Here is a 24,246-nt window from a genome sequence, read left to right on the forward strand (position 1 = left end):
AAAGTCGCCTGACCGCGCAATAGGGAAAGGCTTAGGGCCTGTGCGCGCGGACGGACGCACGCGCGCACGGCGAGCCGCTACACTCTCTCGCATTCGACAAGAACGACGGGGGCGGCATGCGCAGGCAAACGGCAATGAAGGCGAGGGCGGCGCGGCGTCCGAGCACGGCGGGGGCGATCGCGGCGGCAATCATCGCCGCTTCGCTCACCACCGCGACGCTCTTGGCCGGCTGCGAGGCGACGCCGGCGGCGCCCGTCGCATTCAGGCTAGTGCCGGCCGACCGCATCCTCACGCCGGTTCTCACTCAGCCGGCCGCCGACAAAGTCGCCGTCGACGTGCGCCGCGAGCGCACCGACAACGTGATCGTGCGGTTTCGCGACGCGCTCGTTTATGTCGACGGCGTGCAGGTCACCGATCTGCAGAACGGCGAGCATGTCGTGTTTTATCTGAGCCCGGGCGTGCACCGGCTCGCGGTGTCGACCCAGTTCGATCCGGTGATCGAGATTCGCTTTACCGTCGATGCCCGCTATACGAATGTCGCGAGCGTGGCGTTCGACAAGGACCATCGCATCGGCTTGCGGCGCGTGCCGCATTAGCGAGCCGCCTCCGCGGCGAATTTCGGCGCGGGCGTGATCAGGCATTTTGGCGAGTCGGCGTGCGTTTGCACGCGATTCCCGGCGCCTTTGCGTTAACATGCGGCCGCTTGCCGTGCGAACACCTATCTTCGAGGAGGGGCATCCGATGAACTCAGCCCGGCCTTTGGGGATCAACGGAACGGAAACTGCACATAAGCGCGCTCACCCAGCTTTAGTTCGATTCCCAGTTCGTCCGGTGGGCGCTTTCTGATCTCGCTGACCAGTCTTCGTGTTGTTTCCGCTCAATGGGCAAGAAGAACTGGATGTTCTGCTGGACCGAACTGGGCGCCCGGCAGATCGGCATCGCGCAAAGTTTGTTGGTGACGTGCAAGCTGTGCACGACATCGATCCCTACGAATATCTGGTCGACGTGCTGCAGCGCGTGGGTCAGCATCCGGCTTCACGCGTGCATGAACTCACGCCGCGGATGTGGAAATCGCTCTTCGCCGACAACCCGCTGCGCTCGCCCCTGCATCAGATCGCTTGAGATCGAAAGTACGTCGGTAAATTACCGACTACGAACCTGTTGTTACCCCTCCGGTTGCAGAATCCTTAAGGGAAATACACTGGCACCCACGCAGGCGATGCATAGTCCCACCGCACCCGCACCGATAAATGCCCAAGGAGTACCGAAGTGTTGGGCAATCCACGACCCAACTATCGGGCCGCCGACCAATGCACAAAGTTGTAGGCTACGTACCGTCGATGAAAGGACGCCAAGCATTTCTCGCGGCGATTCCGTTTGCAGCGAGATTGAATAGGCCATCACGCCACCGGCATAACAGAATCCATTTAATAGCCATAACACACAAAGAACAGGCAAACTGAGCCGCTCATAGGAAATCCCTAGAATTCCTGCTGCGATGACAGTCATGCTGAATCCGCACAGAAACACCAGCATAACGCGAAATTCGTTCGTACGAACCAGCATCCGCTTCAGGACAAGTGCACATGCAATTGCGCCAGCGGCGGTGCAACTGACAATTGTTCCAAAAGCACTGGCCGGAAGACCATGCTCTCGAAGCAAGAGGACCAGTATTGAATCATACAATCCAAGCGTAAGTGAAAGAGCAAGCATGAGAGTCAGGGTGACAGTGAAGCGCGGTTTTCCTAGGATGGTTTCCCAAAGCACTGGAAAATTTGGCAGACGATTTCTGGCCTCATGATCTGCAGACTTCCATCCAATAGTCGAGCCAATTCGTACAGTACAACCCACCGACGCACAAGCCAGCACGGCTGTGAATAAAAATCCCCCTCTAGAATGAGAGACAACCGCCAAGGCTGCACCGAGCAACGGCGACGCAATTTTGGTACATTGATCAACTAATGAGGTTAATGTCGTCGTCGATACAATCTGTTCGTCAGTTAGCAACCGCCGGACGAGAATTTGCTCGGCAGGCACACCACCCAGATTGCTGACGCCCTTTAGAAGTACCATAGTAATAAAGAAGCTCTCGTTGGGTGCAATGGCAAGCAGAAGTGAGGTAATAAGCCTTCCGGTCGAACTCGCAAGCATGACGAGTGCTGGGGAATTTCGATCGGCCAAAACACCGATGAACGGGCCAAGCAGGAGGCCTGGTAAGCCATAAAGTGCAGCTGCGATTCCAAGGGTACGAGGCGCGGCATTATAGTTAAAAGAAAGCACTGAAAAGATCAGCGTGAAGTCGATCCAAATCGCGATGGAGTTGAAAAGACGAGAGGCAAAGAATGAGAGGTAGCCTTGAACACTAAAAAGCGATCGCATTGTTCTCATTTTATGCCGATCTCGCATCCTGATTATTCAAATAAAGCTTATTTTTAACAACAAAGCCGTCCAGCCCACTCTCCCTGGCATACCTTGCCAAGTCACTAGTCTTATTAATAAATCCGGCGCCATTGAAATTAAGCGATGTATTGCACAGGACGCCATATCCAGATATGCGCTCAAAAGCCTTCAATAATGAATATATTTTTTGATTCTGCGACGAATCACCGTCTGAGGACGGGCTGAGCCATCTACATGGGTAATCGCTTGAAGTTGCGGATTCTGTACTTGTGAAAAAAATAGCATGTGGGGGCTTGGTCGGCCGATTTTGAAAAAACGACCAGCACTTTCCTCCAGACAGATGGGGGCGATCGGCCTGAAGTTCTCCCTGCGTTTGATGACGTTTAATCGGTCAAGCGTGTGCTTCGAGAATGGTGCGGCCAGAATGGACCGATTGCCAAGAGCTCGTGGACCTATCTCTGCCCGGTCTTGTGCCCACCCAAGGATTGCCCCTCGATGCAGAAGCTCCGCAATCTCGGAGAACACCATTTGCTTAAGAGCGAATCCTTCGATAACGTGTACATCGTCGTCGAACATTTGGCCAGCATATACGCTCCACTGAATCTTCGCGTCACCGGACAGGCGATGTTGGGCATCGATGGCTGTGCCTATCGCTGACCCAACGTCATTTGGGCAGGGGGGGACGAAAACATCGCTGAACAGTCCACTGTTTAGCCAGTTACTGTTCCAGTCACAGTTCAGTCCGCAGCCACCACTAATGAGAAGAGGAGCATTGTCTAGTACGAAGGGCCGTATCCGTTCGAGAAATGTGTCGAAGATTGTGTCCGACAAATGCTTTGCAACCTGCTTGAATTCAGGGCTTTCAACCCCTATGTTGAAATATGGTGAAGACTGAAAGAGCGATTTATCCAGATAATCGAGAGCAGATGCCGGGTTTAGTATTGCATGTAGAAAGTCGTCCTCGACATGTGTCTTTGTGGCGCACCGTCCAAAGGCGGCCAGTGCCATCAGTTTTCCCGCATCGCCAAGCCTGACCTGACCACGACGCAGCATGAATGTCGGGTCTGCCACGCCATAGGCGAACGCGTAGCGGATACCGGGATCGGACATTACGTCACACAGCTTCGTAATGTGGACATTTCTGTCAATTCGATAGAAGGCGCCAATGTGTCCTTCCCACACGAGTGCGTAACACGGCTGACCTTGCGGGAATGGAGACAGCCCATACGCACACATCAGATGAGACCGTTCATGTGATGAAGTGACAAACCTAACACGTTGTCCTAAAAAATTGATTTCCTTCTGCTGTGGTGGCTCTACGCCTATGTATCCAGCACCGATTTTTTGTCCACGCGGGTCAATCCCGGTAGCCCAACCACTCAGTGCGATTACGTCCGGGATCCCATAAGTTGCTGATAGAGAATCGATTAGTAGTTCGGCACCAACTGGCGCGTAACGGGGCCGTGAGTCTTTTTCAGCCTCGTAGGAATATTTCAGAACGCGGTCTTCAATGCAGGAAATGTGACCGTCGTGGCCAGGTTTCAAGGCAAGAATAATCATTCAGAGCTTCCCCGCTGACGCTCACGCATACGGTCAAGCGCACGCAGTGCTTCGGGCGCGAACGGAGTACCATTTCCGATTCCCGCGCCGAAGAAAAATAGTACTGATTCGCGCATTTCGTCAACTGCCAGCAACTTGTTGATTTCTCTATCGAGGAAATATCCAGTTAGCCAAGAGTCCAGTCCCAGTCCTGTAGTCACTAACTGAAAGGTTTGTGCCAGGCATCCGACGTCGAGTAGCGCGACCCTGTAGGCTCTCGAGTGTGGGTACTTCCACCACATCTTGTCGAAGCAGGATGTTACGAATACTCCAAAGGCTAAGTCCTTTGCAAACATTTGTGCGCATAGGAGGCTGCCTATGGTCTCGCCGTCGATGTCGGGAGTAACTAACGTTAGTTGGTGCGAGAACGATCGGTAATGGTATATGCCTGCTGCGAGCCCTTTTACGTTCAGTGCTACTAGATAAGCCTCACTTGGCTGAAGCGATCCTCCAGATGGAGATGTACGTCGATACCCTACCGGTAATAGACCAGCTTCCCGCATGTCTTGACGGGTATCGCCGTGGACCGCACCGAAAGTCCAATAGAGGGAATTGGCCACGGTCTGGAGCGTTACGGGACTGGGGGTAAACGAGCGTGAAGTCTTGCGGGCCATTAGTGCATCCGCAAGTGTTGGAACAACTTCGAAATGTTTGTCCGGAGCAGGGAGGGCGATCGGATCGCCGTCGCGAGCATATCTGGTCTCTGGCACCTTATCAATGATTGACGCACAATACGCGACATACCCCTCGTAGCTGTCATCAACTGGTAGATTTGCGCCTTCGTCAAGGACGATCTGGGTACCAACATGGAATATGTGTGATAAGCAGTCCCAGCCCCATTTTTTGAAATCCCGGCCGTCTTCCTTGAAAATTCCACTGTTGGCGATATCCGAATCGACAGATGAATTCGATATCGCGGAGCCGTTCGAAATTTCCAGGATTCTCTGGATATGCTGATGTCCAATTTCGTATTGAGAGTGGGAGCTATAATCCCACAAAATCAGCTTTCCGTTAATTATCCTTACAAAGATAGTAGGGTCCTGCTTCAATGCCATGTCGCTCGCCCTCCCTTGAATACTATTCGGCGCGAGACGGTCGACTGAAGCCGACCGCCTATATTGCCCACCCTTTATTTCAGGGGCGCACCGAGTGTGTTGTAGGCATCGTTGGACTGAAACGACAGGGTTGGCTCGATCGCGATTTTTTGCATTACAGGCGCGGCAAGGCTGTTATATGCGTCATTGGACTGAAATGAGAGGGTCGGTTCGATGTTGATTTTTTGCATGATGAAAATCCTTAGTCTCAGATTAAGTGAATATATCGTGCGCCCAAATATCAATCGACGCATTCATATGTTATGGAGTGCTTAATTTGAGATAAATAGGGAAAATACTTAAGTAGTCAACCTAGTGTCGTTGCTAAGGAACCTCTGCACAACTCGGCTGCGGTTGCGCTTGCTATGAATCGTCGAGCCAGCGAGCATGTAGCACATGAAACAAACTGACCTTGGCCTGAACTTGTCGACGCGCAAGCGCGAATTCCTGGATGAGATGAACCGGGTGGTGCCGTGGGCCGATCTGGTGATGCTGATCGCCCCATATGCGCCGGAAGGCAAGCGCGGTCGTCCGCCGTTCGCGGTCGAGGCAATGCTGCGCATCCACTTCCTTCAACAATGGTTCGGCCTGTCGGATCCGGCGATGGAAGAAGCGCTGCACGACGTGCCGCTGTACCGCGAGTTTGCAGGGCTGGACAACTGGACGATGCGCTTGCCCGACGAGAGCACCATCCTGCGGTTTCGTCACCTGCTGGAGAAGCGCAAGCTGGCTGCACAGATTCTCGCGCTGGTCAATGACATCCAGCGCGATAAGGGATTGATGCTGCGCGCGGGCACGGTGGTGGACGCGACGCTGATCAGCGCGCCGAGTTCGACCAAGAACGCTTCGGGTGAACGCGACCCGGAGATGCATCAGAGCAAGAAAGGCAACCAGTGGTATTTCGGCATGAAAGCGCACATCGGCGTGGATGCCGAATCCGGGCTGTTGCACACGGTGCGTGGCACATCAGGCAACATCAGCGACGTGCTCGAAGCCAACAGCCTGCTGCATGGCGAAGAAACCGACGCGTTTGGCGATGCGGGCTATCAGAGCGTACACAAGCGCCCGGACGCCCGGGCCGGCGTGAACCGGCACGTGGCGATGAAGCCGGGGCGTCGCCGTGTTCTCGACAAAGGCAAGCCGCTTGACGCGCTCATTGATCAGGTCGGGCGAATCAAGGCCCGCATCCGGGCCAGGTCGAGCATCCATTTCGAGTGAACAAGCGACAATTCGGCTACACCCAGGTTCGCTATCGAGGGTTGAAGAAGAACACCGCACAACTCATGACCTTGTTCGCACTGTCCAACCTGCGGATGGCGCACGGCGCGCTGCTGGCGGCCGGAGTATGAGCGCGCTTCTCGCTCGTGCCGATGCCTGGCTCATAGCCCGCGAATGCCGCTCGGAGCCTGCCGGACAGCTTCGCTCTGGGCCGATAGGTCGGCATCGTGGCGCATTCAGCTCCCTGTTAAACGATCAAGCACACTCCATTCGGGTTTGTGCAGAGCATTCCTAATGCCATTAAGATTGAAGAGGCCCAACGCACCGAAAGTGGTTCTGTCGCAATAAGGAATATTGCAATTTTATAACCACCAAATATTGTGGTTTGATCATCAACTCGCACCGTTATCTGGTAGTTAAGTGAATTACGAATTCCTTATTGCGACAGAACCCGGCGCCGGCCCACGCTACGAAACACTGATCCACCGTCACGTCGCGGACGCCACAGAACCGTCAGCACTTATGTGCACTTTTCGTTCCATTGATCCCCAAAGGCCGGCCCGTCACGCAAAACATCAGCTCATCGAGCGATTCGGACTGATCCCGCATCCCGAAGGCGGCCATTACCGCGAGACGCATCGCGATCCCGCACGCGTCGCGAGGATCACGGGCACAAACGACGAGCAACGCATCGTGACTAGCGAGGCTTCGCGTTCGGCCTCGACCTGCATCTACTACATGCTCTGCGACGGCGCGTATTCGGCGTGGCACCGCATCCGTTCGGACGAGATCTGGCATTTCTACGCGGGCGACCCGCTCGATGTGCACGTGCTCGATGACGCCGGGCAACTCGTCACGCACCGACTTGGCAACGCGCTGCTTCGCGATGACGCGGTTTTTCAGGCGGTCGTGCCGGGCGGGTGCTGGTTTGCCGCGGAATGTCCCGCTCTCGAGGGTGAGGCGGAGGCGGGTTTCGCGCTCGTCGGCTGCACGGTGGCGCCCGGGTTCGAGTTCAGCGAGTTCGAGCTGGCCGATGCCGATGCGCTGGTCGCCGCGCATCCGAGCCACGCGGCGCTGATCCGGCGTCTCACGCCGCGCGTGCTGTGACGGGCTGGGCGTCGATGTGCTGCTTTGGCGGTGTTTCAGGAATGCGGGGCGGCTTTGATCCGCTTTTGATTCGCTAATCCACCTAGCGCACCGGCGTTGACGCGTGCTCACCGACCACGGTCGTCCACGGCCTCACTTTCCAGCTCGTGACCAGCCCGTTGCGAACATACGGATCGCGAGCCACGAACGCTTCGGCAACCTCGGCCGATTCCCCTTCGAACAGCAGCACCGCACCGTCTACCGGGTCGGCCAGCGCTCCGGCCAGCAGCAGCTCGCCGCGCTCCACAGCCTGCCAAGCGAGCTCGAGATGTTCCGCACGATATTGGCCGCGACGTTCCAGATAATCGGCTGCGACCTCGTACATCAGCAGGAAATGCATGGGTTTTCTCCCGGTGGATGTGTTGACGCGCGTTTCTGTGGGTTATGACTCCGATCCCACCTGCATCACCGCGTCCCGCTTATCGAGCAAGTGCTGCCGCAGAATTTCGGCGAGCCGCTTGCCGTCGCGCGTTTCGAGCGCCTTCAGCATTTCCTCGTGGTCGTGCACCGCGCTGTCCCACTTCTGCGCATGAAAGTTCGAACGAAAGCGCAGCGCCTGCAGCCGCCGGTTGATCGACATGTAGGTCTGGCGCAGCACCGCATTGCGCGCCGCTTCGTTGATCCGGTTGTGAATTTCCTGATTGCGGCTGTAGTAGCCGGGCAGGTCGTTTTGCGCGCGGCACGCGAGCATCGCGTAGTGCAGCGCTTTGATCTCCGCCAGTTCGGCCGGCGTGATCCGCTGGGCCGCCAGTTCGCCTGAGAACGCCTCCAGGCCGCTCATGACCTCGAATGTCTCCCAGATCTCGGCGTCGGTCATCTTCGACACCGTCGCACCGCGGTTCTGCGATATCTCGATCAACCCTTCAGCCGCAAGCACTTTCAACGCTTCGCGCAGCGGCGTGCGCGAAATGCCGAGCCGCTCGCACAACTCTCGTTCATTGAGCTTCATGCCCGGGGCAAGCACGCCTTCGACGATGAATTCGCGCAGATGGTCGACCACGGTGTCGTGCAGGCGCTGCCGCTCGACTTTCGGCAGGAGTCCCAGGGGCGCCGCAGCTTCGGAATTGGTGGATTGCATGCAAAATCCTTTATCTAATATTTCCGATATCTTACCGCAGGCCCCATTTTTCGCGCGGAAACCCGCGTCGGGAATACCCTGATCATATATCTCAAATTTTGCCTTTCCTCGCGTCGGTGTCGCTGATACAGTATTTTGCATGCAAAATTCAATCGTGCTTCATGTGAGGAGAACAAAGTGCTGACACTCGATTTTCATCCTGCTGGCCGTCATTTTTTGCAAATCCCGGGGCCGAGCCCGGTGCCCGACCGCATCCTGCGGGCGATGAGCTACCCGACCATCGACCATCGCGGTCCCGAGTTCGGCGCTCTCGGGCTGCAGGTGCTTTCGGGGATCAAGAAGATCTTCAAGACGCAACACCCGGTGGTGATCTATCCGGCATCGGGCACGGGTGCCTGGGAAGCGGCGCTCTCGAACACGCTGAGCCCCGGCGACACCGTTCTCATGTACGAGACCGGGCACTTCGCGACGCTCTGGAAAAAGATGGCGGAAAAGCTCGATCTCAAGCCCGAGTTCCTCGGCCTGCCGGGCATCGAAGGGTGGCGGCGCGGCGTCGACGCCGCGCGGATCGAAGCGCGTCTGCGAGCCGACACCGCACACACGATCAAAGCCGTGTGCGTCGTGCACAACGAGACGTCGACCGGCGTCACGTCGAACATCGCGGCGGTGCGCCAAGCGATCGATGCGGCGGGACACCCGGCGCTGCTGTTGGTCGACACGATCTCGGGTCTCGCGTCGGCCGATTATCGGCATGACGAGTGGGGCGTCGACGTGACGGTTTCCGGCTCGCAAAAGGGCCTGATGCTGCCGCCCGGCATCAGCTTCAACGCGATCTCGCCGAAGGCGATCGAAGCGAGTCAGACGGCGAAGCTGCCGCGCAGCTTCTGGGATTGGAGCGAGATCGTCGAGATGAACAAGACCGGCTATTGGCCATACACGCCAAACACGAATCTGCTGTATGGCCTCGCGGAATCGATTGAGATGATCCTCGGCGAAGGACTCGACAACGTGTTCGCGCGTCATCAGCGCCTCGCCGAAGCGTGCCGCCGCGCAGTCCGCGCATGGGGGCTCGAGATCCAGTGCGCCGATCCCACGGTCTACAGCCCGGTGCTGACTGGCGTGATGACGCCGGAGGGCATCGACGCGGACGCAGTGCGCAAGACGATCTATGACCGTTTCGACATGTCGCTCGGCACTGGCCTCGGCAAGCTGAAAGGGCGCATGTTCCGCATCGGCCACCTTGGCGACTGCAACGACCTCACGCTAATGGCGACCCTTTCCGGCTGCGAGATGGGCCTGAAGATTGCGCGGGTTCCGTTGGCGGCGAGCGGCGTGGTCGCGGCGATGGATTACCTCGGATCGAACGCTGCGAAGCCGAATTTGAAGGCGGCTGCCTGAAGCTGACGTCGGGCACAGCATGAGGTTGGCCTAAGCGCGAAAGCGCTAAGGCTAACTGACTAAGGAGACAAACGATGAAACGCATTCGTGCGAGCAGTATCGTGTTGTTGATGTTGTGTGTGATGTATTTCATTACGTATCTGGACCGCGTGAACGTCAGCACCGCAGCGGCCGGGTTCGGCAAGGAGTTCGGCCTCTCGAAGACGGAGATCGGGCTCGTCTTCTCCGCGTTCGCGTATCCCTATCTCGTGTTCCAGATCATCGGCGGCTGGGTCAGCGACCGCTTCGGCGCGCGCAAGACGCTGATCTTCTGCGGTGCGCTGTGGGCGTCCGCAACAGTGCTGACCGGCTTCGCGGGCGGCCTCGTCTCGTTGCTCGCCGCGCGCGTGCTGCTCGGGTTCGGCGAGGGCGCAACGTTCCCGGCGGCGACCGCGGCGATGTCGCGTTGGGTCGCGAAGGAAAAGCGCGGCTTTGCGCAAGGCATCACGCACGCGGCGTCGCGCGTGGGCAATGCAGCGGCGCCCGCTGCGGTTGTCTTTGTGATGGCGGCATATGGATGGCGCGAATCGTTCTATGCATGCGCGGTGCTAAGCTTTATCTGGGTAGTCGTTTGGGCGATGACGTTCACCGAATACCCGAAGGACCATCCGCGCATCACGGAGCAGGAACTGGCCGTGCTGCCCGCGCCGAAGCCGAAAGCGGCGAGCGTGCCTTGGGCCAAGCTCTTCAAGCGCATGGCACCCGTCACCATCGTCTATTTCTGCTATGGCTGGACGCTGTGGCTTTTCTTGAGCTGGATTCCGCAGTACTTCCTGCACAGCTATCACCTGAACCTGCAAAAGTCGGCGCTGTTCGCGTCGAGCGTGTTCTTCGCCGGCGTGCTCGGCGACACGCTCGGCGGCATCGTCACCGACAAGATCCTCACGCGCACCGGCAGCCTGAAGCGCGCACGCAGCTGGATGGTCGCGATCTGCATGATGCTGACGCTGCTGTCGTTAATTCCGCTCTTTCTTTCGCACGACCTATACGTGTCGCTGGCGTCGCTGTCGGCGGGATTCTTCTTCTCGGAGATGACGATCGGGCCGATGTGGGCGATTCCTATGGACATCGCACCCGAACACTCGGGCACCGCAAGCGGGATGATGAATACGGGATCGGCGCTCGCGGCGATTCTGTCGCCGGTATTGTCTGGATTCCTGATCGACAAGTTCGGCAGTTGGGAGCTGCCGTTCTTCGGCAGCATGCTGTTGATGGGAATCGGCGTCGTGCTCGCGTTCCGGATGCAACCGGAGACCAAGTTTGCCGTCGAGCCGGCGGGGCATGTGGGTGAACTGCACGCGTAGCGGATTCTCGTGCGACTCCTGAACATTCAGCGCTAGTAGGAGTGTCATGAAACAGCATGTTGCTTCGCTCGTGGCCCAACCGATCAAGCTGGTTCCGTCCGCCGCCCGGCATAGCGGTTCGCTTGCCGTCAAGCTCGCGAAGGAACTGCGCGGCGACGTCTACTTCGATGCCGCGAGCCGCGGACGGTATGCCACCGATGCCTCGATCTATCAAATCATGCCGATCGGCGTCGCGGTGCCGCGCGACCAGGCCGATGCGCTCGTCGCGCTCGATATTGCCCGCGACCTGAAAGTACCGGTTCTCGCGCGCGGCGCCGGCACGAGCCAATGCGGGCAAACGGTCGCCGAGGCGCTCGTCATCGACAACAGCAAATGGCTCAACGCGGTCGTCGATTTCGATGAGGCCGCGCGCACGGTGACGGTCGAGCCCGGCATGGTGCTCGATCACCTGAATGCATGGCTCAAGCCTCACGGGCTGTGGTTTCCGGTCGATGTATCGACGGCCGCGCAATGCACGATCGGCGGGATGGCGGGCAACAACTCGTGCGGTTCGCGCTCGATCGAGTACGGCAACATGGTGCACAACGTGCTCTCGATCGATGCGGTGCTCGCGGACGGCTCACAGCACCGGTTCGGTCCGATGATCGAGGCGGGCAGCGCGCCGCGCATGCAGGCGATCGTTGGCGCGCTCACGCAAATCGCGACGCGCGAACGGCAGGAAATCGCCGAGAGGATGCCGAAGGTGCTGCGGCGCGTCGCCGGATACAACATCGATCTGTTCGACTGCCAAAATCCACGCGCCTATACCGATGACGGCTCGGCGAATCTCGCGCATCTGCTCGTCGGCTCGGAGGGCACGCTTGCCTACAGTCGCCAGCTGACGCTGAAGCTCGCGCCGCTGCCTGCGCACAAAGTGCTTGGCGTCGTGAACTTTCCGACTTTCTACCAGGCGATGGAGCTGACGCAGCACATCGTCAAGCTCGGGCCGACGGCGGTCGAACTGGTCGATCGCACGATGATCGATCTCGCGATCGGCAATCCGGCGTTTCGCCCCGTGATCGAAAGTGCGCTGACCGGCGATCCGCAGGCCATTCTGCTCGTGGAATTCGCCGGCGAGAGCCGCGATACGCTGCTTGCCCAGCTGGACAAGCTCGTCGAATTGATGGGCGACCTTGGCATGCAAAATTCGGTCGTCAAAATGCCGGATGCCGGCGCGCAAAAGGCACTGTGGGAAGTGCGCAAGGCGGGCCTGAACATCATGATGAGCATGCGCGGCGACGGCAAGCCGGTGTCGTTCATCGAAGACTGCGCGGTGCCGCTCGAGCATCTGGCCGAGTACACGAGCCGCTTGACCGACGTCTTCCACAAGCACGGCACGGAAGGCACTTGGTACGCGCACGCAAGCGTGGGGACGCTGCACGTGCGGCCGATTCTCGACATGCGTCGCGACGGCGCGCAGAAAATGCGTGCCATTGCCGAAGAGGCGGCCGCGCTCGTGCGCGAATACAAGGGCGCTTATTCGGGCGAGCACGGCGACGGATTGTGCCGCGGCGAGTGGGTCGCGTGGCAATACGGTCCGCGCATCAACGAGGCGTTTCGCGAGATCAAGCGGCTCTTCGATCCGGAGAACCGCTTCAATCCGGACAAGATCGTGAACCCGCCAAAGATGGACGACGCAGTGAACTTCCGCTTCGCGCCGGGCTATCGCGAAGCGCCGCTCGCGCCGGCGCTCGATTGGTCCGCATGGAATGTCACGCGCAATCCTCTGACGGGCGAGGAGAGTGCGCCGGGGACGGGTGGCGACCTGTCGGCCGGGCTCGCGAAAGCGGTCGAGATGTGCAACAACAACGGGCATTGCCGCAAGTTCGACGCGGGCACGATGTGTCCGAGCTATCGCGTGACGAAGGACGAGCAGCATGTCACGCGCGGCCGTGCGAATACGCTGCGGCTCGCCATCTCGGGTCAGCTTGGGCAGGACGGGCTCGCGAGCGCCGAGGTCAAGGACGTGCTCGATCTGTGCGTGTCGTGCAAAGGCTGCAAGCGCGATTGTCCGACCGGCGTCGACATGGCGCGCATCAAGATCGAAGCGCGTGCCGCGTGGGCGAGCAAGCACGGCATGCGGCTGCGCGAAAAGATGGTGGCGTTCATGCCGCGCTATGCGCCGCTCGCGAGCCGGTTCGGTGCGGCAATCGGGTTCGCGGAATCGGTGCCGGGGTTGTCGGCGCTGGTGAAACGCGCGTTCGGGTTCGCGCCGCAGCGTTCGTTGCCGCGGTTTGCAAAGCCGTTCCTAAAGAACGGACAAGCGAATGCGCAAGCGTCGTGGCCGTTGCGTGAAGACGGCAAGGAGGTGCTGCTCTTCGTCGATACGTTCAACAACTACATGGAGCCGGAGAATGCGCGGGCCGCGCAACGCGTGCTCGAAGCCGCTGGCTATACGGTGTACTTGAGTGCAAGCGGGGACGGCAAGCCCCTCTGCTGCGGACGCACGTTCCTCGCAGCGGGACTCGTTAACGAAGCGAAGGCCGAAGCACGCCGCACCCTGGGTACGCTCAAGCCTTTCATCGCACGCGGCGTGCCGGTCGTTGGGCTGGAGCCGTCTTGTCTGCTGTCGCTGCGCGACGAGTTTCTCGGCTATGGATATGGCGACGAAGCCAGGCGTCTCTCCGAGCACGCCTTTCTTTTCGAGGAGTTTCTGGTTCGTGAGCAACAGGCGGGACGGCTCGAACTCAATCTGAAGGCGCTCGACACGGACCGGGCGCTCGTGCACGGTCACTGCCATCAAAAGGCGTTCGATGCGTTTAGCCCCGTGCAGACCGTGCTCAAGTGGATTCCGAAGCTCGATGTCTCGACGGTCGAGTCTTCCTGCTGCGGCATGGCGGGCAGCTTCGGTTACGAGGCCGAGCACTATGCAACATCGATGGCGATGGGCGAGCTGTCGCTCTTGCCGGCGGTGCGCGAGGCCGGTGCCGACGTGCTCATCGTCGCCGACGGAACGAGTTGCCGGCATCAGATTCACGACGGGGCGAAGCGGCAGGCAATGCATGTGGCGCGGGTTCTCGAAGCGGCGTTGACGGAGGGGGGCACGCGGCTGTCGTAATTCAACGTTCCGGCTGATTACCCTGGCGGCGATGTCGCGGCTTGTCCGCGAATCCCGCCATTTTTTTATCGAACAGTCTCGTGATCGATAGCTGTCTCGGGCGATCCGCGATCTTTGTCAGAGTTCGAACATAATATTCGAGCTCTGATACCATTCGACCTGAACCCGCTGCAAAGTCGCGGCGCAAGGAGGTTGAATTCATGAACCGATGTCTGTTTCTCGCCGGCGCCACGGGCGCCATTGGCAGGCGTCTTGCACCGCTTTTTGTGGCGGACGGATGGCGCGTGATCGGCACGACTCGTTCGAAGGCGAAAGTCACCGCGTTACGGGCGATGGGCGTGGAGCCCGTCGTCGTCGATGTATTCGATGCCGTAGCGCTTGGCGAAGCGGTGAAGGACGCACGTCCGGATGTGGTCATGCACCAGCTGACCGACTTGCCGCCCGGCCTCGATCCCGCGCAGATGGAAGCGGCCAGCGCGCGCAACGCACGCATTCGCGAGGAAGGCATGCGCAATCTGATCGACGCCGCCCTTCGTGCAGACGCCAAGAAACTGATCGCGCAGAGCATCGCCTTCGCCTACTCGGAAGGTCCGCTGCCGCATCATGAGACCGATCCGCTGAACGTCGACGGGGAAGGGCGCGCGGGCGTTTCGGCGCGTGCGGTCGCCAGCCTCGAAACACAGGTGCTCGAAGCGCCGCTAGGGGGCATCGTGCTGCGTTACGGGCGGCTCTACGGCCCGGGGACGGGCTTCGATACCGCAACGGGCGCGGGGCCGGTCCATGTCGATGCGGCGGCTTACGCGGCGTATCGCGCCGTCGCAGCGGGCGTACCCGGCATTTACAACATCGCCGAAGACGACGGCGCCGTATGCAGCGACAAGGCAAAACAATGGCTCGGTTGGAATGCGAGTTGGAGGAGCGGACAATGACACACACCACCGAGGTGAAAACACCCGCCCTAGACATTCGCTACGCCGACACCCAGGAGGACGTGACGCTTTGCTATGCGTTGATGAGGCAGTTGCGTCCGCATCTTGCTTCAGAGCGTGAATTCGTCGAACGCTGGCGCCGCCAATCCGCGGACGGCTATCGCTTGCTCGCGATATGGCAGGGCACGCAGCCGGTCGCGCTCGCGGGCTTCCGAGTGCAGGAGAATCTGATTCATGGCCGCTTCTTCTACGTGGACGATCTCGTGACCGACGAATCGCAGCGCGGCTCGGGTCAAGGGCAGCTGTTGATGGACCGCCTGAAATCCGAGGCGCGCTCGCTCGATTGCGCGAAACTCGTGCTCGATACGGCGCTCGCCAATTCGCTCGGCCAGCGTTTCTATTTCCGTCAGGGGCTGCTCGCCAGGGCTCTGCGTTTCTATTTCGATCTTTGACCGCAAACGGTAAGAGGAGTCAGAGCATGAGCGTTTTGTTGCACATCAGTGCGAGCACGCGCGGTGACGCATCGCATAGCCGCCGGGTTGGACGTGCGCTAGTCGAGGCATTGAGGCACGCGGCGGACGTCAGGCTTGTCACGCGCGACTTGGCACGCGAGCCGGTGCCGCACGCGGACGCGGCGTATTTCGACGCGATGCTGATGCCGCAAGCGGAGCGGGGCGCCAGCGAGACCGCGGCGCTCACGCTGTCCGAAACCTTGATTGAGGAACTCGAAAGCGCCGATGCCCTCGTGATCGACACTCCCATGCACAACTTTACGGTGCCTTCGGTGCTCAAGGCGTGGGTGGATCAGGTCGTGCGTGTCGGGCGCACGTTCAACACCACGCCGAACGGCAAAGTGGGATTGCTGCGTGATCGTCCGGTGTTCGTCGTCGTTGCTTGCGGCGGTTCGGTGGCGGCGTCCGACACGCACACCGAATCCGACGCGACAACGAGCACCGGCTCGCATCGAGGGCAAACGGATTTCATCACGCCGTATCTGCGCTACGTGTTCGCGACGATCGGCATCACCGACGTGCGCACGCTGAGGCTGGAGGCATTGCGCCGCTCGGAAGCGGAGTTCGCGCACGCCGAGGCGTTCAGCGCGCGATGGATCGCGGCGCAGGCCGCGGAATTCGCTAAGTCGCACTAACCGTTTTTTCGAGCGCACTCTCGCGGGCTGCGCCGATCGCCCAGACCGAGACGCCGGCCGGGTCGATATCGAAGCGATGCTGCGTATCGACTTGCCAACGCGGGTTGTCACTCGCCACGTCGAAGCGCACGCCGCCGATTTCGATTCGCACATAGCGCTCGCCACGCCGCATTTCGACGGCCTCGATCGTCCCGGTTTGCGCGCCGTCCGGGGACGCGCAGATCGCATGCGACGACACGCGCCACATCACGCGCTGCCCGGCGGCAAGCGCTTCGTCCGTCACCGGCACTACCCAATCGCGGCCGATTTGCACCTCACCCTGCGCGCGCACGATGCCTTCGCCGACATTGCTCAAACCGAGCAGGTCGGCCACACGCATCGTCGCGGGCTTTTCGAATACCGCTTCGATCGGCCCTGCTTGCAGCAGACGGCCGTGTTCGATGACGAGCACTTCGTCGGCAAGCAGGGCGGCTTCGTCCGGGTCGTGTGTGACGACGATCGTCACTGCGGCGATCTCGCGCTGCAACGCGCGCAGCGACTGCTGCAGACGGCGGCGGCGCGGCGTATCGAGCGCGGCGAACGGCTCGTCGAAGAGCAGCAGCTGACTGTGCCGCGTGAGCGCACGCGCGAGCGCCACGCGCTGCCGCTGACCGAACGAGAGCTCGTGCGGCAGACGCGCGACGAGCGTCGCGAGCCCGAGGTGCTCGACCCAGTAGCGCGCGCCGGCCGTGTCGGCATCGACCGGAAAAGCGAGCTGCTGCGCGACCGTCATATGCGGGAACAGGCCGTAGTCCTGCGGCATATAACCGATCTGGCGACGCTCGGGCGGCAGCGCGCCAAGATCGGTTGCGCCGAGCCGCAGCGTGCCGTTCTCGTTGCGCTCGAGCCCCGCGATCACGCGCAGCGCAAGCGATTTGCCCGATCCCGACGGGCCGATGATCGCGAGCCGGCGCGTCGCCGCCGTGTAGGCAATGTCGAGATCGAACGGACCCAGGCGGCGGGTCAGGCGGAACGCGAGCCGCAGATCGTCGGCGGCAGCGCGCGGTGCGCGACCCGCGGGCGACACTTCGTCGTCGCCATTTTCGGCGGGCAGTACACCGATGCGCTGACGGCGGGTATAGATCGACAGCGCCGCGCAGACGATCGCAATCACGAGCGTCGGCAACAGGAGCGGCATCATCGCCGGCAACCCCTGGCCGCCGAACACGACATACGTATAAACCGGCAGCGAATACGGGTGATACGCGACCATGACGGTCGCGCCGAATTCGCCGAACGCACGCAGCCATGCGAGCGCAAGACCGGCGCTGATCGCGGGCCACGCCACCGGCAGCGTGACCCGAAGAAAGCGGCTGCCCGCGTGATGGCCGAGCGTCGCGGCGACATCGTCCAGCACCGGATCGACAGCGGTGAACGCCGATTTCGCCGCGATGATCAGGAACGGCGCCGCCACAAACGTTTCCGCGAGGACGATGCCCGTGAACGAATCGGTCAGGATGCCGCCCGTGAGGCGGCCGACGGGGCTATACGGCCCGAACAGGAACAGCAGCAGCACGCCGCTCGTGAGCGGCGGCAGCGCGAGCGGCAGCTGCACGACGAAGCCGAGCAGCGCCACTTTGCGCGAACGGGAGCGCGCGAGGAAATAGCCGAGCGGCACGCCGCCCGCGAGAATGACGAGCGATGCGACGCTCGCGCTTGCCGCCGACACGGCGACCGCCGACCCCATCGCCGTCCAGTCGACGCTCGCCCAATCGGCGCTGCCCAATTGCGGCACGCTCGCGACGAACGGCGCGCACAGGTACACGGCGAGCAGTGCGGCAAGCCAAAAGAGGGGGCGGGCAGCGAGTGACTTCATGACTTCCTGACCGGTGTCGGCGATGGCGGCGGCGATGATGACGGCAAAGCGCAGTGAGCTTAGCGCGCCGCGTCGATCATGGCTTGCACGGACGACGGAATCGCCTCCGTGCTGCCGGCCACGGCCGGCTTGACGACATCGACGCCATGCTCCGCAAGCAACGCGCGGCCCTTCGCGCTCAACAGGAAATTGACGAAACGCGCGGCGCCAGCCGTGTTTTGCGCGTCGTTGAGAATCGTCAGCGTGTAGCTCGCCTTCGCTTGCAGTTCAGGCGCCGGACGGATCGCCGGAATCTTCAGATCCGAGGTCTCGGTCGAGTAGAAGAAGCCCGCGTCGAGCTGCCCCGACTGCAGGCGCCCGACGAGCGTCTCCTCGGGCAAGACCTGCGCCGGGTTTTCCGTATCGCCGAGCGTCTTCTGCACGAGGTCGGGCTGACGATACAGATCGGCGGCCTTGGTCACCATCTCGACCGTGAACGCGCCCTTCGGATCGAGCTTCGGATCGGTGCGGCCAATGCGGATGCCCGGCTCCTGCAGGACCTGATCCCAGCGCTTGGTCTTGAAGTCCGCGGCGAACTTGCTCTTCGGGTTGTAGCCGATCATGAGCGGCGACTCGGCGAAGTTGACGTACCAGCTCACGTGATCGCCGTTGGCCGCGCCCATCAGGCTGGTATTGACCTTCGGGCTCGCGCTGATGAAGACGTCGCCGCGACGCAGCTTGCCTTTGATCTCGTTGGCGATCTTGTTCGACCCAGCCGCGTAGCCGCGGAATTGCAGGCCCGTTTCCTTTTCGAAGGCGGGGCCGACGCTGCGCTCCATCAGGTTGACGAGCGACCCGGCGTACAACACGTTCACGGTGTTCCCTTGTGCGAATGCGGGCGCGGCTGACAGGGCGCCGGCGACGAGCGCGGCGGCGGTCACCAACTTGCGAATCATTGTTTTTCTCCGTGGCGTTATAAAGGACGCAATATTACGCTTGCTCGAGCGCATTTCGCATGCGTAAGGCATGTCTTCGGCGCGCTGCTGCGACGATTGGCTGCACTTGCCCGGGGCCTGGAACCGCCCGGATTGCGGCGTCGGCGCTGATTCAAGGCCCCAACCCCACGCTTGGAATACAAGATTCAATATGTTGAATATGGTGTGGCGAGTGCGGTGCCGGTTTATGCATCGAGCGTAATATATGCATCGACATAGCGGTAGCCCGGAATGCCCGTACTGATCAGCAAGGAAAGAAAGCGCCATGCCGACGACGATGAATGCTGCAAGCGCACTGGACGAACCCACCGTCGAGTCAGCCCTTTCGATAACGGGCCAGGTTCGCCAGCCGCTTTCGCTCAGTCTCGATGACTTGCGTGAGTACGAAAGCATCGTCGCCGCGCCTTTCGATTTGCGCTGTTTCACCACCAAGCGCTTTATCCGCAACGTCGGCGGGTATCGGGGCGCGCGTCTGACGGACCTGATCGAAAAAGCGGGCTTGCTCAACGAATCGCCGACCGATTTCAAGCGGATGGTGTTCATCGCCGCCGCGCACGACGGATATGCGGTCACGTTCTCGTGGCACGAGCTGTTCAATACGCCGATCGGCGAAAACGTGCTCGTCGCGTACGAATGCGATGGACGGCCGCTTGCGGTCGAGGAGGGAGCGCCGATCCTGTTTTCCGGCTCGGATCGCCATTCCGCGCCGCGCCACGTGAAGCGGCTCGCGCGCATCGTTGCGCGTTTGCTGGCGCCGTGACATCCGAAACCGCACCATCCGGAGCCTCCGGCAAGCTTGCGCCGAGGCTTGAGGATGACGCCCTTGCAAGCGCTTGTGCGGCACGAATTGCCGCTTTGATGTCGAATGCGACGGACGCGAATTCACCGGACACGCGTCTTTTTGCCAAGCTGATCGCGGCGCGCGAAATGCGCCGCGAGACCGCGCTTCTGGGACTTTCGCCGAACCAACTGCGAGCACTGTTCGCCCGGCACTTTGCGGGGGAACCGGCGCCGTTCGGCGGCGTCGCTGCCGTACTTGGCGATGCCGCCCAAGCAGACTTCGTGAGCGCGCTGCGCGCAATGCTGCTGAGCTATGCCAGCGCGACGGTCGACCTCGGCGATGCGCAATGCCTCGCTTCGATCATCGCCCATGCATGCCTGCGCCCCGATCACCTATGGCGAGACCTCGGTCTAGCTGGGCGCAACGACGTCACTTTCATGCTCGAACGCTATTTTCCGGCGCTCGTCGCGGGCAATGTCGCGAACCTGCGGTGGAAGAAATTTCTCGCCCAGGAACTCGCGTTGTCACAGGGGAGGGAACCGGGGCCAGCGCCAGGCTGCCCCGGTTGCGAAGACTACGGGCATTGCTTTCCGCACGCGTCGTGATGTGCATTCGCCCGGGTTCAGCACAGTGCCTCAAGCTGCCGTAAACTGCGGCTCTCCCATTGCCGCCGTTTCTCCTCTTTTTGCAGGCACCGCTCCCATGTTTTCCGCATCTGTCGATTCCCAATTGCCCAAAGCCGAGCTGTACCAGGAACTGGCCGTCCAGGCCCGCGCGCTAATCGGCGGCGAAACCAGCCGGATCGCTAACGCCGCGAATTTCTCGGCGCTCGTGTTCAACGCGCTGCCCGACCTCAACTGGGCGGGCTTCTACTTCTTCGACGGCAACGAACTCGTCGTCGGTCCGTTCCAGGGCAAGCCGGCTTGCGTGCGCATCGCGCTGGGCAAGGGCGTCTGCGGAACAGCCGCGGAAACGCGCCGCACGCAGGTCGTGCGCGACGTGCATCAGTTCGAGGGCCACATCGCTTGCGATTCCGCGTCGCAATCGGAGGTCGTCGTGCCGCTCGTCGCCGCCGACGGTAAGCTGATCGGCGTCTGGGACGTCGACAGCCCGCTCATCGCGCGTTTCGACGACGAAGACGCAAAGGGGATGGAAGCGCTGTGCCGGGTTTTCGTCGAAGCGGGCTGGTCGGCCTGACCAACGTGGTGCGGCGCAATATTGCCTCTAGACGACCGGTCTAATTTTCGGATATCATCCGTTTCGATGAAATCCGCGAACGCCGTCGAAATGCGGCAGCACATCCTCGACACCGCACGGCCGATCATGCTCAGCAAGGGCTTTTCGGCTGTCGGCTTGAACGAGATCCTGTCGGCTGCCGGGATTCCGAAGGGCTCGTTCTATCACTACTTCGAATCGAAGGAAGCGTTCGGCGGGGCCCTGCTGGAAAGCTATTTCAGCGCCTATCTCGAGCGCATGGACGAACTGTTCGTGCGTCCGGGCGGCACCGCCGCCGAGCGCCTGATGAGCTACTGGGAGGATTGGCGCGATGACCAGGAAAGCGACGATATCGCGTGCAAATGCCTGGTCGTCAAACTAGGCGCGGAGGTGTGCGATCTGTCCGAGCCGATGCGCGCGGTACTGCAGGAGGGTACCGAGCGGATCGTCGCCCGGATTGCCGGCTGCATCGAAGCGGGGGTGGCCGACGGCTCGCTGAAGGACTTCGACGACCCGCATCGCACCGCCGCGACGCTTTACGAACTGTGGCTCGGCGCCACGCTGCTGGACAAGATCGGCTACAACCGGCAGCCGCTCGACGCCGCCATGGCGGCGACGCGCATCATCCTTAACCTTCCCGGACCGCTATAAACGACAGGGCAAGCATGCCCGCCCAGGAGACGCCATTTTTTTGCCGCAAAGACTAGACGACCGGTCTAATTGATGGAGAAATACCAGATGCAGAATTTTGAATACCACAACCCCACCCGCATCGTATTCGGCCAAGGCGCGATCGCGCGCGTGAACGACCTCGTGCCGGCCACGGCCCGCGTGCTCGTGCTGTACGGCGGCACGAGCGCGAAGAAGAACGGCACGCTCGACGAGGTCAAGGCAGCGCTCGGCGCGCGCGAAATCCGCGAGTTCGGCGGCATCGAGCCGAATCCGACCTTCGAAACGCTGATGGAAGCCGTCGCGGTCGTGCGCCGCGAGAAGCTCGACTTCCTGCTGGCGGTAGGCGGCGGCTCGGTGATCGACGGCACGAAGTTCGTTGCCGCCGCGGTGCATTTCGAAGGCGACCCGTGGACGATCCTCGAAACCCATGGTGCGAACGTGACCGGCGCTTTGCCGTTCGGCTCCGTGCTGACGCTGCCCGCGACGGGCTCCGAAATGAACAACGGCGCCGTGGTAACGAGAAGGGCGACGCAAGCGAAGCTCGCGTTTCGCCACGTGTCGGTGTTCCCGCAGTTCTCGGTTCTCGATCCGACCAAGACCTACACCTTGCCTCCCCGGCAGATCGCGAACGGCGTGGTCGACGCGTTCACGCACATCGTCGAGCAATACCTGACTTATCCGGTGAACGGATTCGCGCAGGACCGCTTTGCCGAAGGGTTGCTGCAGACGCTGATCGAAATCGGTCCGAAGGCGCTGGCCCATCCGCACGACTACGCGATCCGCTCGAATCTGATGTGGGTGGCGACGCTTGCGCTGAACGGGTTGATCGGCGCCGGCGTGCCGCAGGATTGGGCAACGCACATGGTCGGTCACGAGCTGACCGCGCGTTACGACATCGATCACGCGCGCACGCTCGCGATCGTGCTGCCGTCGATGCTCCAAGTGCGCCGCGACAGCAAGCGCGCGAAGCTCCTGCAATACGCCGAACGCGTTTGGCAGATCACGTCAGGCGATGACGACGCGCGCATCGACGAAGCGATTGCCCGCACGCGCGCGTTCTTCGAAAGCCTCGACGTGACGACGCGCCTTGCCGACTACAACGTTGGCGCGGATGCGATCGACGGTCTCGTCGCGCAATTGGAGGCGCACGGCATGACGCAGCTCGGCGAGCACAATGACGTCACGCTCGACGTGAGCCGGCGCGTGCTCGAAGCTAGTCTCTAAGAGGCGTCGCAGGCCACCTCCGGCGGCCTGCGTTTCAGACAGATGCGCGAGCACCGCTTTCAGCACGGTCTCGCGCATCACTTCTTTCCAGTACGCAAGCGCGGCGTTGTCCGTCGTCGCCTCGCCGGGAAGTCAGTCCTCGAATGGCTCGATTTCGCGCCGACGCCCGAGAAGGAATGCATCGGCGACATGCCGGAACGGGCGCACGTCGACGTCTTGCGCGCCGTGATCGATCAGCCAGCGGAAGCGTTCGTAGAGACCTGGATACTCGCGCTCCGGTCCTACATTCATCGGCTCACCGGCGATCCGCAGGCGCTTGCCGCCCTCGGAGAGTTGCAGCGCGCCGTCGTCGGTCAGCACGTCGATTTCCCACTGTTCGACCGGGCCATGGCGCCAATCGAGGTCGACGTAGACCGGCACGCCGCGCTCATCGGCGAATTCGAGTTCCGCTGCGATCGGCGTTTGCACATTGGACGGCACTGACAGCAGCGCCGAGCGCAGCACGATCTCGCGCGGCAGGATGCGCGTCACGATCGATAGCGCGTTGATGCCGGGATCGAAGACACCAAGGCCGCCTGGTTCCCAGATCCACGCCTGACCGGGATGCCAGCGGCGCACGTCTTCTTTCCAGCGGACTTCGACCGAGCGGATCGTGCGATCGGCGAGCCAGTGACGCGCCGTTTCCACCGCGGGGGCGTAGCGGGAATGCCACGTTGCGAAGAGCGTGCGTCCCGCGTCGACGGCCATCGCGCGCAGCACTTCGACTTCGTTGAGACTCGCGCCGGGCGGCTTTTCGAGCATCACGTGCTTGCCCGCTGCCAGCGCGGCGCGCGCCTGCTCATAGCGCACTTGTGGCGTCGCGCACAGCGACACGGCATCGAGCGACGGTTCTTCCGCCAGCAGGGCGTCGATGTCCGCATAGTTGCGAACGCCATCGACTTTTGCGTTGCGGCTCGCGCAAGCGATCAGCTGGAAGCCGTGGCTGGCGGCAATGGCAGGCAAGTGTTGGTCGCGCGCAATCTTGCCGACGCCGACAATCGCAATCGAGAGTTTGGTGTTCATCGTTAAGTCAAGGT

General features: G+C 61.1%; 22 protein-coding genes and 2 pseudogenes. 15 read left to right on the forward strand and 9 right to left on the reverse strand.

Annotation, left to right across the window (positions count from 1 at the left end; translation table 11 throughout):
- Window positions 1-134 precede the first annotated feature (134 nt).
- Both FAZ95_RS10395 and FAZ95_RS10400 read left to right on the forward strand, forming a co-directional pair.
- Window positions 135-596 carry a DUF2846 domain-containing protein gene (locus FAZ95_RS10395; RefSeq protein ID WP_254699868.1) on the forward strand — a complete coding sequence of 154 codons (462 nt, stop codon included), beginning with the start codon at window positions 135-137 and terminating at the stop codon, window positions 594-596.
- Window positions 597-880: 284 nt separating this feature from the next.
- A pseudogene (locus FAZ95_RS10400) lies at window positions 881-1,122 on the forward strand (transposase domain-containing protein); the annotation flags it as partial.
- Between the two features lie 42 nt (window positions 1,123-1,164).
- On the opposite strand, the gene FAZ95_RS10405 reads toward FAZ95_RS10400, so the two are convergent.
- The 4 genes and pseudogenes from FAZ95_RS10405 to FAZ95_RS39265 all read right to left on the reverse strand — a co-directional run bounded on the left by FAZ95_RS10405 (window position 1,165) and on the right by FAZ95_RS39265 (window position 5,284).
- Window positions 1,165-2,388: an MFS transporter gene (locus tag FAZ95_RS10405; protein WP_175425561.1), complete on the reverse strand. Its 1,224-nt coding sequence runs from the start codon at window positions 2,386-2,388 to the stop codon at window positions 1,165-1,167.
- Window position 2,389: 1 nt separating this feature from the next.
- Window positions 2,390-3,960, reverse strand: a pseudogene (locus tag FAZ95_RS10410) (carbamoyltransferase C-terminal domain-containing protein).
- Window positions 3,957-5,054 (reverse strand): SagB/ThcOx family dehydrogenase, encoded by a 1,098-nt coding sequence (locus FAZ95_RS10415; RefSeq protein ID WP_137332373.1) that lies wholly within the window; start codon window positions 5,052-5,054, stop codon window positions 3,957-3,959. The pseudogene FAZ95_RS10410 and the gene FAZ95_RS10415 overlap by 4 nt, the downstream one beginning before the upstream one ends.
- Before the next feature lie 74 nt (window positions 5,055-5,128).
- Window positions 5,129-5,284: a hypothetical protein gene (locus tag FAZ95_RS39265; protein WP_175425562.1), complete on the reverse strand. Its 156-nt coding sequence runs from the start codon at window positions 5,282-5,284 to the stop codon at window positions 5,129-5,131.
- Window positions 5,285-5,489: 205 nt separating this feature from the next.
- Between FAZ95_RS39265 and FAZ95_RS10420 the strand changes: the two genes are divergently transcribed.
- A protein-coding gene (locus FAZ95_RS10420) for an IS5 family transposase (RefSeq protein WP_137332374.1) occupies window positions 5,490-6,442 on the forward strand; the annotation gives its coding sequence in 2 pieces (ribosomal slippage) (window positions 5,490-6,288 and window positions 6,288-6,442; 954 coding nt in all).
- Between the two features lie 391 nt (window positions 6,443-6,833).
- Window positions 6,834-7,418 (forward strand): cupin domain-containing protein, encoded by a 585-nt coding sequence (locus tag FAZ95_RS10425; protein WP_137332375.1) that lies wholly within the window; start codon window positions 6,834-6,836, stop codon window positions 7,416-7,418.
- An 82-nt stretch (window positions 7,419-7,500) separates the two neighbouring features.
- Here FAZ95_RS10425 and FAZ95_RS10430 read toward each other — a convergent pair whose 3' ends face one another.
- Complete coding sequence (locus tag FAZ95_RS10430; protein WP_137332376.1) at window positions 7,501-7,797, reverse strand: YciI-like protein; 297 nt, start codon at window positions 7,795-7,797, stop codon at window positions 7,501-7,503.
- Window positions 7,798-7,839: 42 nt separating this feature from the next.
- Complete coding sequence (locus tag FAZ95_RS10435; protein ID WP_137332377.1) at window positions 7,840-8,535, reverse strand: GntR family transcriptional regulator; 696 nt, start codon at window positions 8,533-8,535, stop codon at window positions 7,840-7,842.
- A 177-nt stretch (window positions 8,536-8,712) separates the two neighbouring features.
- Here FAZ95_RS10435 and FAZ95_RS10440 point away from each other — a divergent pair, with 177 nt between their 5' ends.
- The 6 genes from FAZ95_RS10440 to FAZ95_RS10465 all read left to right on the forward strand — a co-directional run bounded on the left by FAZ95_RS10440 (window position 8,713) and on the right by FAZ95_RS10465 (window position 16,449).
- Window positions 8,713-9,933, forward strand: coding sequence for a pyridoxal-phosphate-dependent aminotransferase family protein (locus FAZ95_RS10440; protein ID WP_137332378.1), 1,221 nt, complete (start codon window positions 8,713-8,715; stop codon window positions 9,931-9,933).
- 74 nt (window positions 9,934-10,007) lie between these two features.
- On the forward strand, window positions 10,008-11,276 hold the full coding sequence (locus FAZ95_RS10445) for an MFS transporter (protein ID WP_137332379.1): 1,269 nt from the start codon (window positions 10,008-10,010) through the stop codon (window positions 11,274-11,276).
- 46 nt (window positions 11,277-11,322) lie between these two features.
- Window positions 11,323-14,373, forward strand: a complete 3,051-nt coding sequence (locus tag FAZ95_RS10450; RefSeq protein ID WP_137332380.1) for an FAD-binding and (Fe-S)-binding domain-containing protein — start codon at window positions 11,323-11,325, stop codon at window positions 14,371-14,373.
- A gap of 200 nt (window positions 14,374-14,573) precedes the next feature.
- A complete protein-coding gene (locus FAZ95_RS10455) occupies window positions 14,574-15,302 on the forward strand; it encodes an NAD-dependent epimerase/dehydratase family protein (protein WP_137332381.1) in 729 nt (242 codons plus the stop codon).
- Entirely contained in the window at window positions 15,299-15,754 is a 456-nt protein-coding gene (locus FAZ95_RS10460; protein WP_137332382.1) for a GNAT family N-acetyltransferase, read from the forward strand. Before FAZ95_RS10455 ends, FAZ95_RS10460 begins: the two co-directional genes overlap by 4 nt.
- 26 nt (window positions 15,755-15,780) lie before the next feature.
- Window positions 15,781-16,449: an FMN-dependent NADH-azoreductase gene (locus tag FAZ95_RS10465; RefSeq protein WP_137332383.1), complete on the forward strand. Its 669-nt coding sequence runs from the start codon at window positions 15,781-15,783 to the stop codon at window positions 16,447-16,449.
- Here the strand turns inward: FAZ95_RS10465 and FAZ95_RS10470 are convergent.
- Both FAZ95_RS10470 and FAZ95_RS10475 read right to left on the reverse strand, forming a co-directional pair.
- Entirely contained in the window at window positions 16,436-18,304 is a 1,869-nt protein-coding gene (locus tag FAZ95_RS10470) for an ABC transporter ATP-binding protein/permease (protein WP_137332384.1), read from the reverse strand. The two genes, FAZ95_RS10465 and FAZ95_RS10470, sit on opposite strands and share 14 nt — an antisense overlap.
- A 59-nt stretch (window positions 18,305-18,363) precedes the next feature.
- Window positions 18,364-19,239, reverse strand: a complete 876-nt coding sequence (locus tag FAZ95_RS10475; protein WP_137332385.1) for an extracellular solute-binding protein — start codon at window positions 19,237-19,239, stop codon at window positions 18,364-18,366.
- Between the two features lie 304 nt (window positions 19,240-19,543).
- Between FAZ95_RS10475 and FAZ95_RS10480 the strand changes: the two genes are divergently transcribed.
- The 5 genes from FAZ95_RS10480 (at window position 19,544) to FAZ95_RS10500 (ending at window position 23,170) form a co-directional block, all read left to right on the forward strand.
- Complete coding sequence (locus FAZ95_RS10480; protein WP_137332386.1) at window positions 19,544-20,038, forward strand: molybdopterin-dependent oxidoreductase; 495 nt, start codon at window positions 19,544-19,546, stop codon at window positions 20,036-20,038.
- A gap of 98 nt (window positions 20,039-20,136) precedes the next feature.
- Complete coding sequence (locus tag FAZ95_RS10485; protein WP_137332387.1) at window positions 20,137-20,664, forward strand: nitrogen fixation protein NifQ; 528 nt, start codon at window positions 20,137-20,139, stop codon at window positions 20,662-20,664.
- Between the two features lie 97 nt (window positions 20,665-20,761).
- On the forward strand, window positions 20,762-21,256 hold the full coding sequence (locus FAZ95_RS10490) for a GAF domain-containing protein (protein ID WP_137332388.1): 495 nt from the start codon (window positions 20,762-20,764) through the stop codon (window positions 21,254-21,256).
- A gap of 66 nt (window positions 21,257-21,322) precedes the next feature.
- The gene (locus FAZ95_RS10495) at window positions 21,323-21,925 is read left to right on the forward strand and encodes a TetR/AcrR family transcriptional regulator (protein WP_137332389.1); all 603 of its coding nucleotides are present in this window, start codon (window positions 21,323-21,325) and stop codon (window positions 21,923-21,925) included.
- 87 nt (window positions 21,926-22,012) lie between these two features.
- Window positions 22,013-23,170 carry an iron-containing alcohol dehydrogenase gene (locus FAZ95_RS10500; RefSeq protein ID WP_137332390.1) on the forward strand — a complete coding sequence of 386 codons (1,158 nt, stop codon included), beginning with the start codon at window positions 22,013-22,015 and terminating at the stop codon, window positions 23,168-23,170.
- 132 nt (window positions 23,171-23,302) lie between these two features.
- On the opposite strand, the gene FAZ95_RS10505 is transcribed toward FAZ95_RS10500, so the two are convergent.
- Window positions 23,303-24,232 (reverse strand): Gfo/Idh/MocA family protein, encoded by a 930-nt coding sequence (locus tag FAZ95_RS10505; RefSeq protein ID WP_137332391.1) that lies wholly within the window; start codon window positions 24,230-24,232, stop codon window positions 23,303-23,305.
- Between the last annotated feature and the right edge of the window lie 14 nt (window positions 24,233-24,246).

The organism is Trinickia violacea (assembly GCF_005280735.1).
Taxonomy (GTDB): domain Bacteria; phylum Pseudomonadota; class Gammaproteobacteria; order Burkholderiales; family Burkholderiaceae; genus Trinickia_A; species Trinickia_A violacea.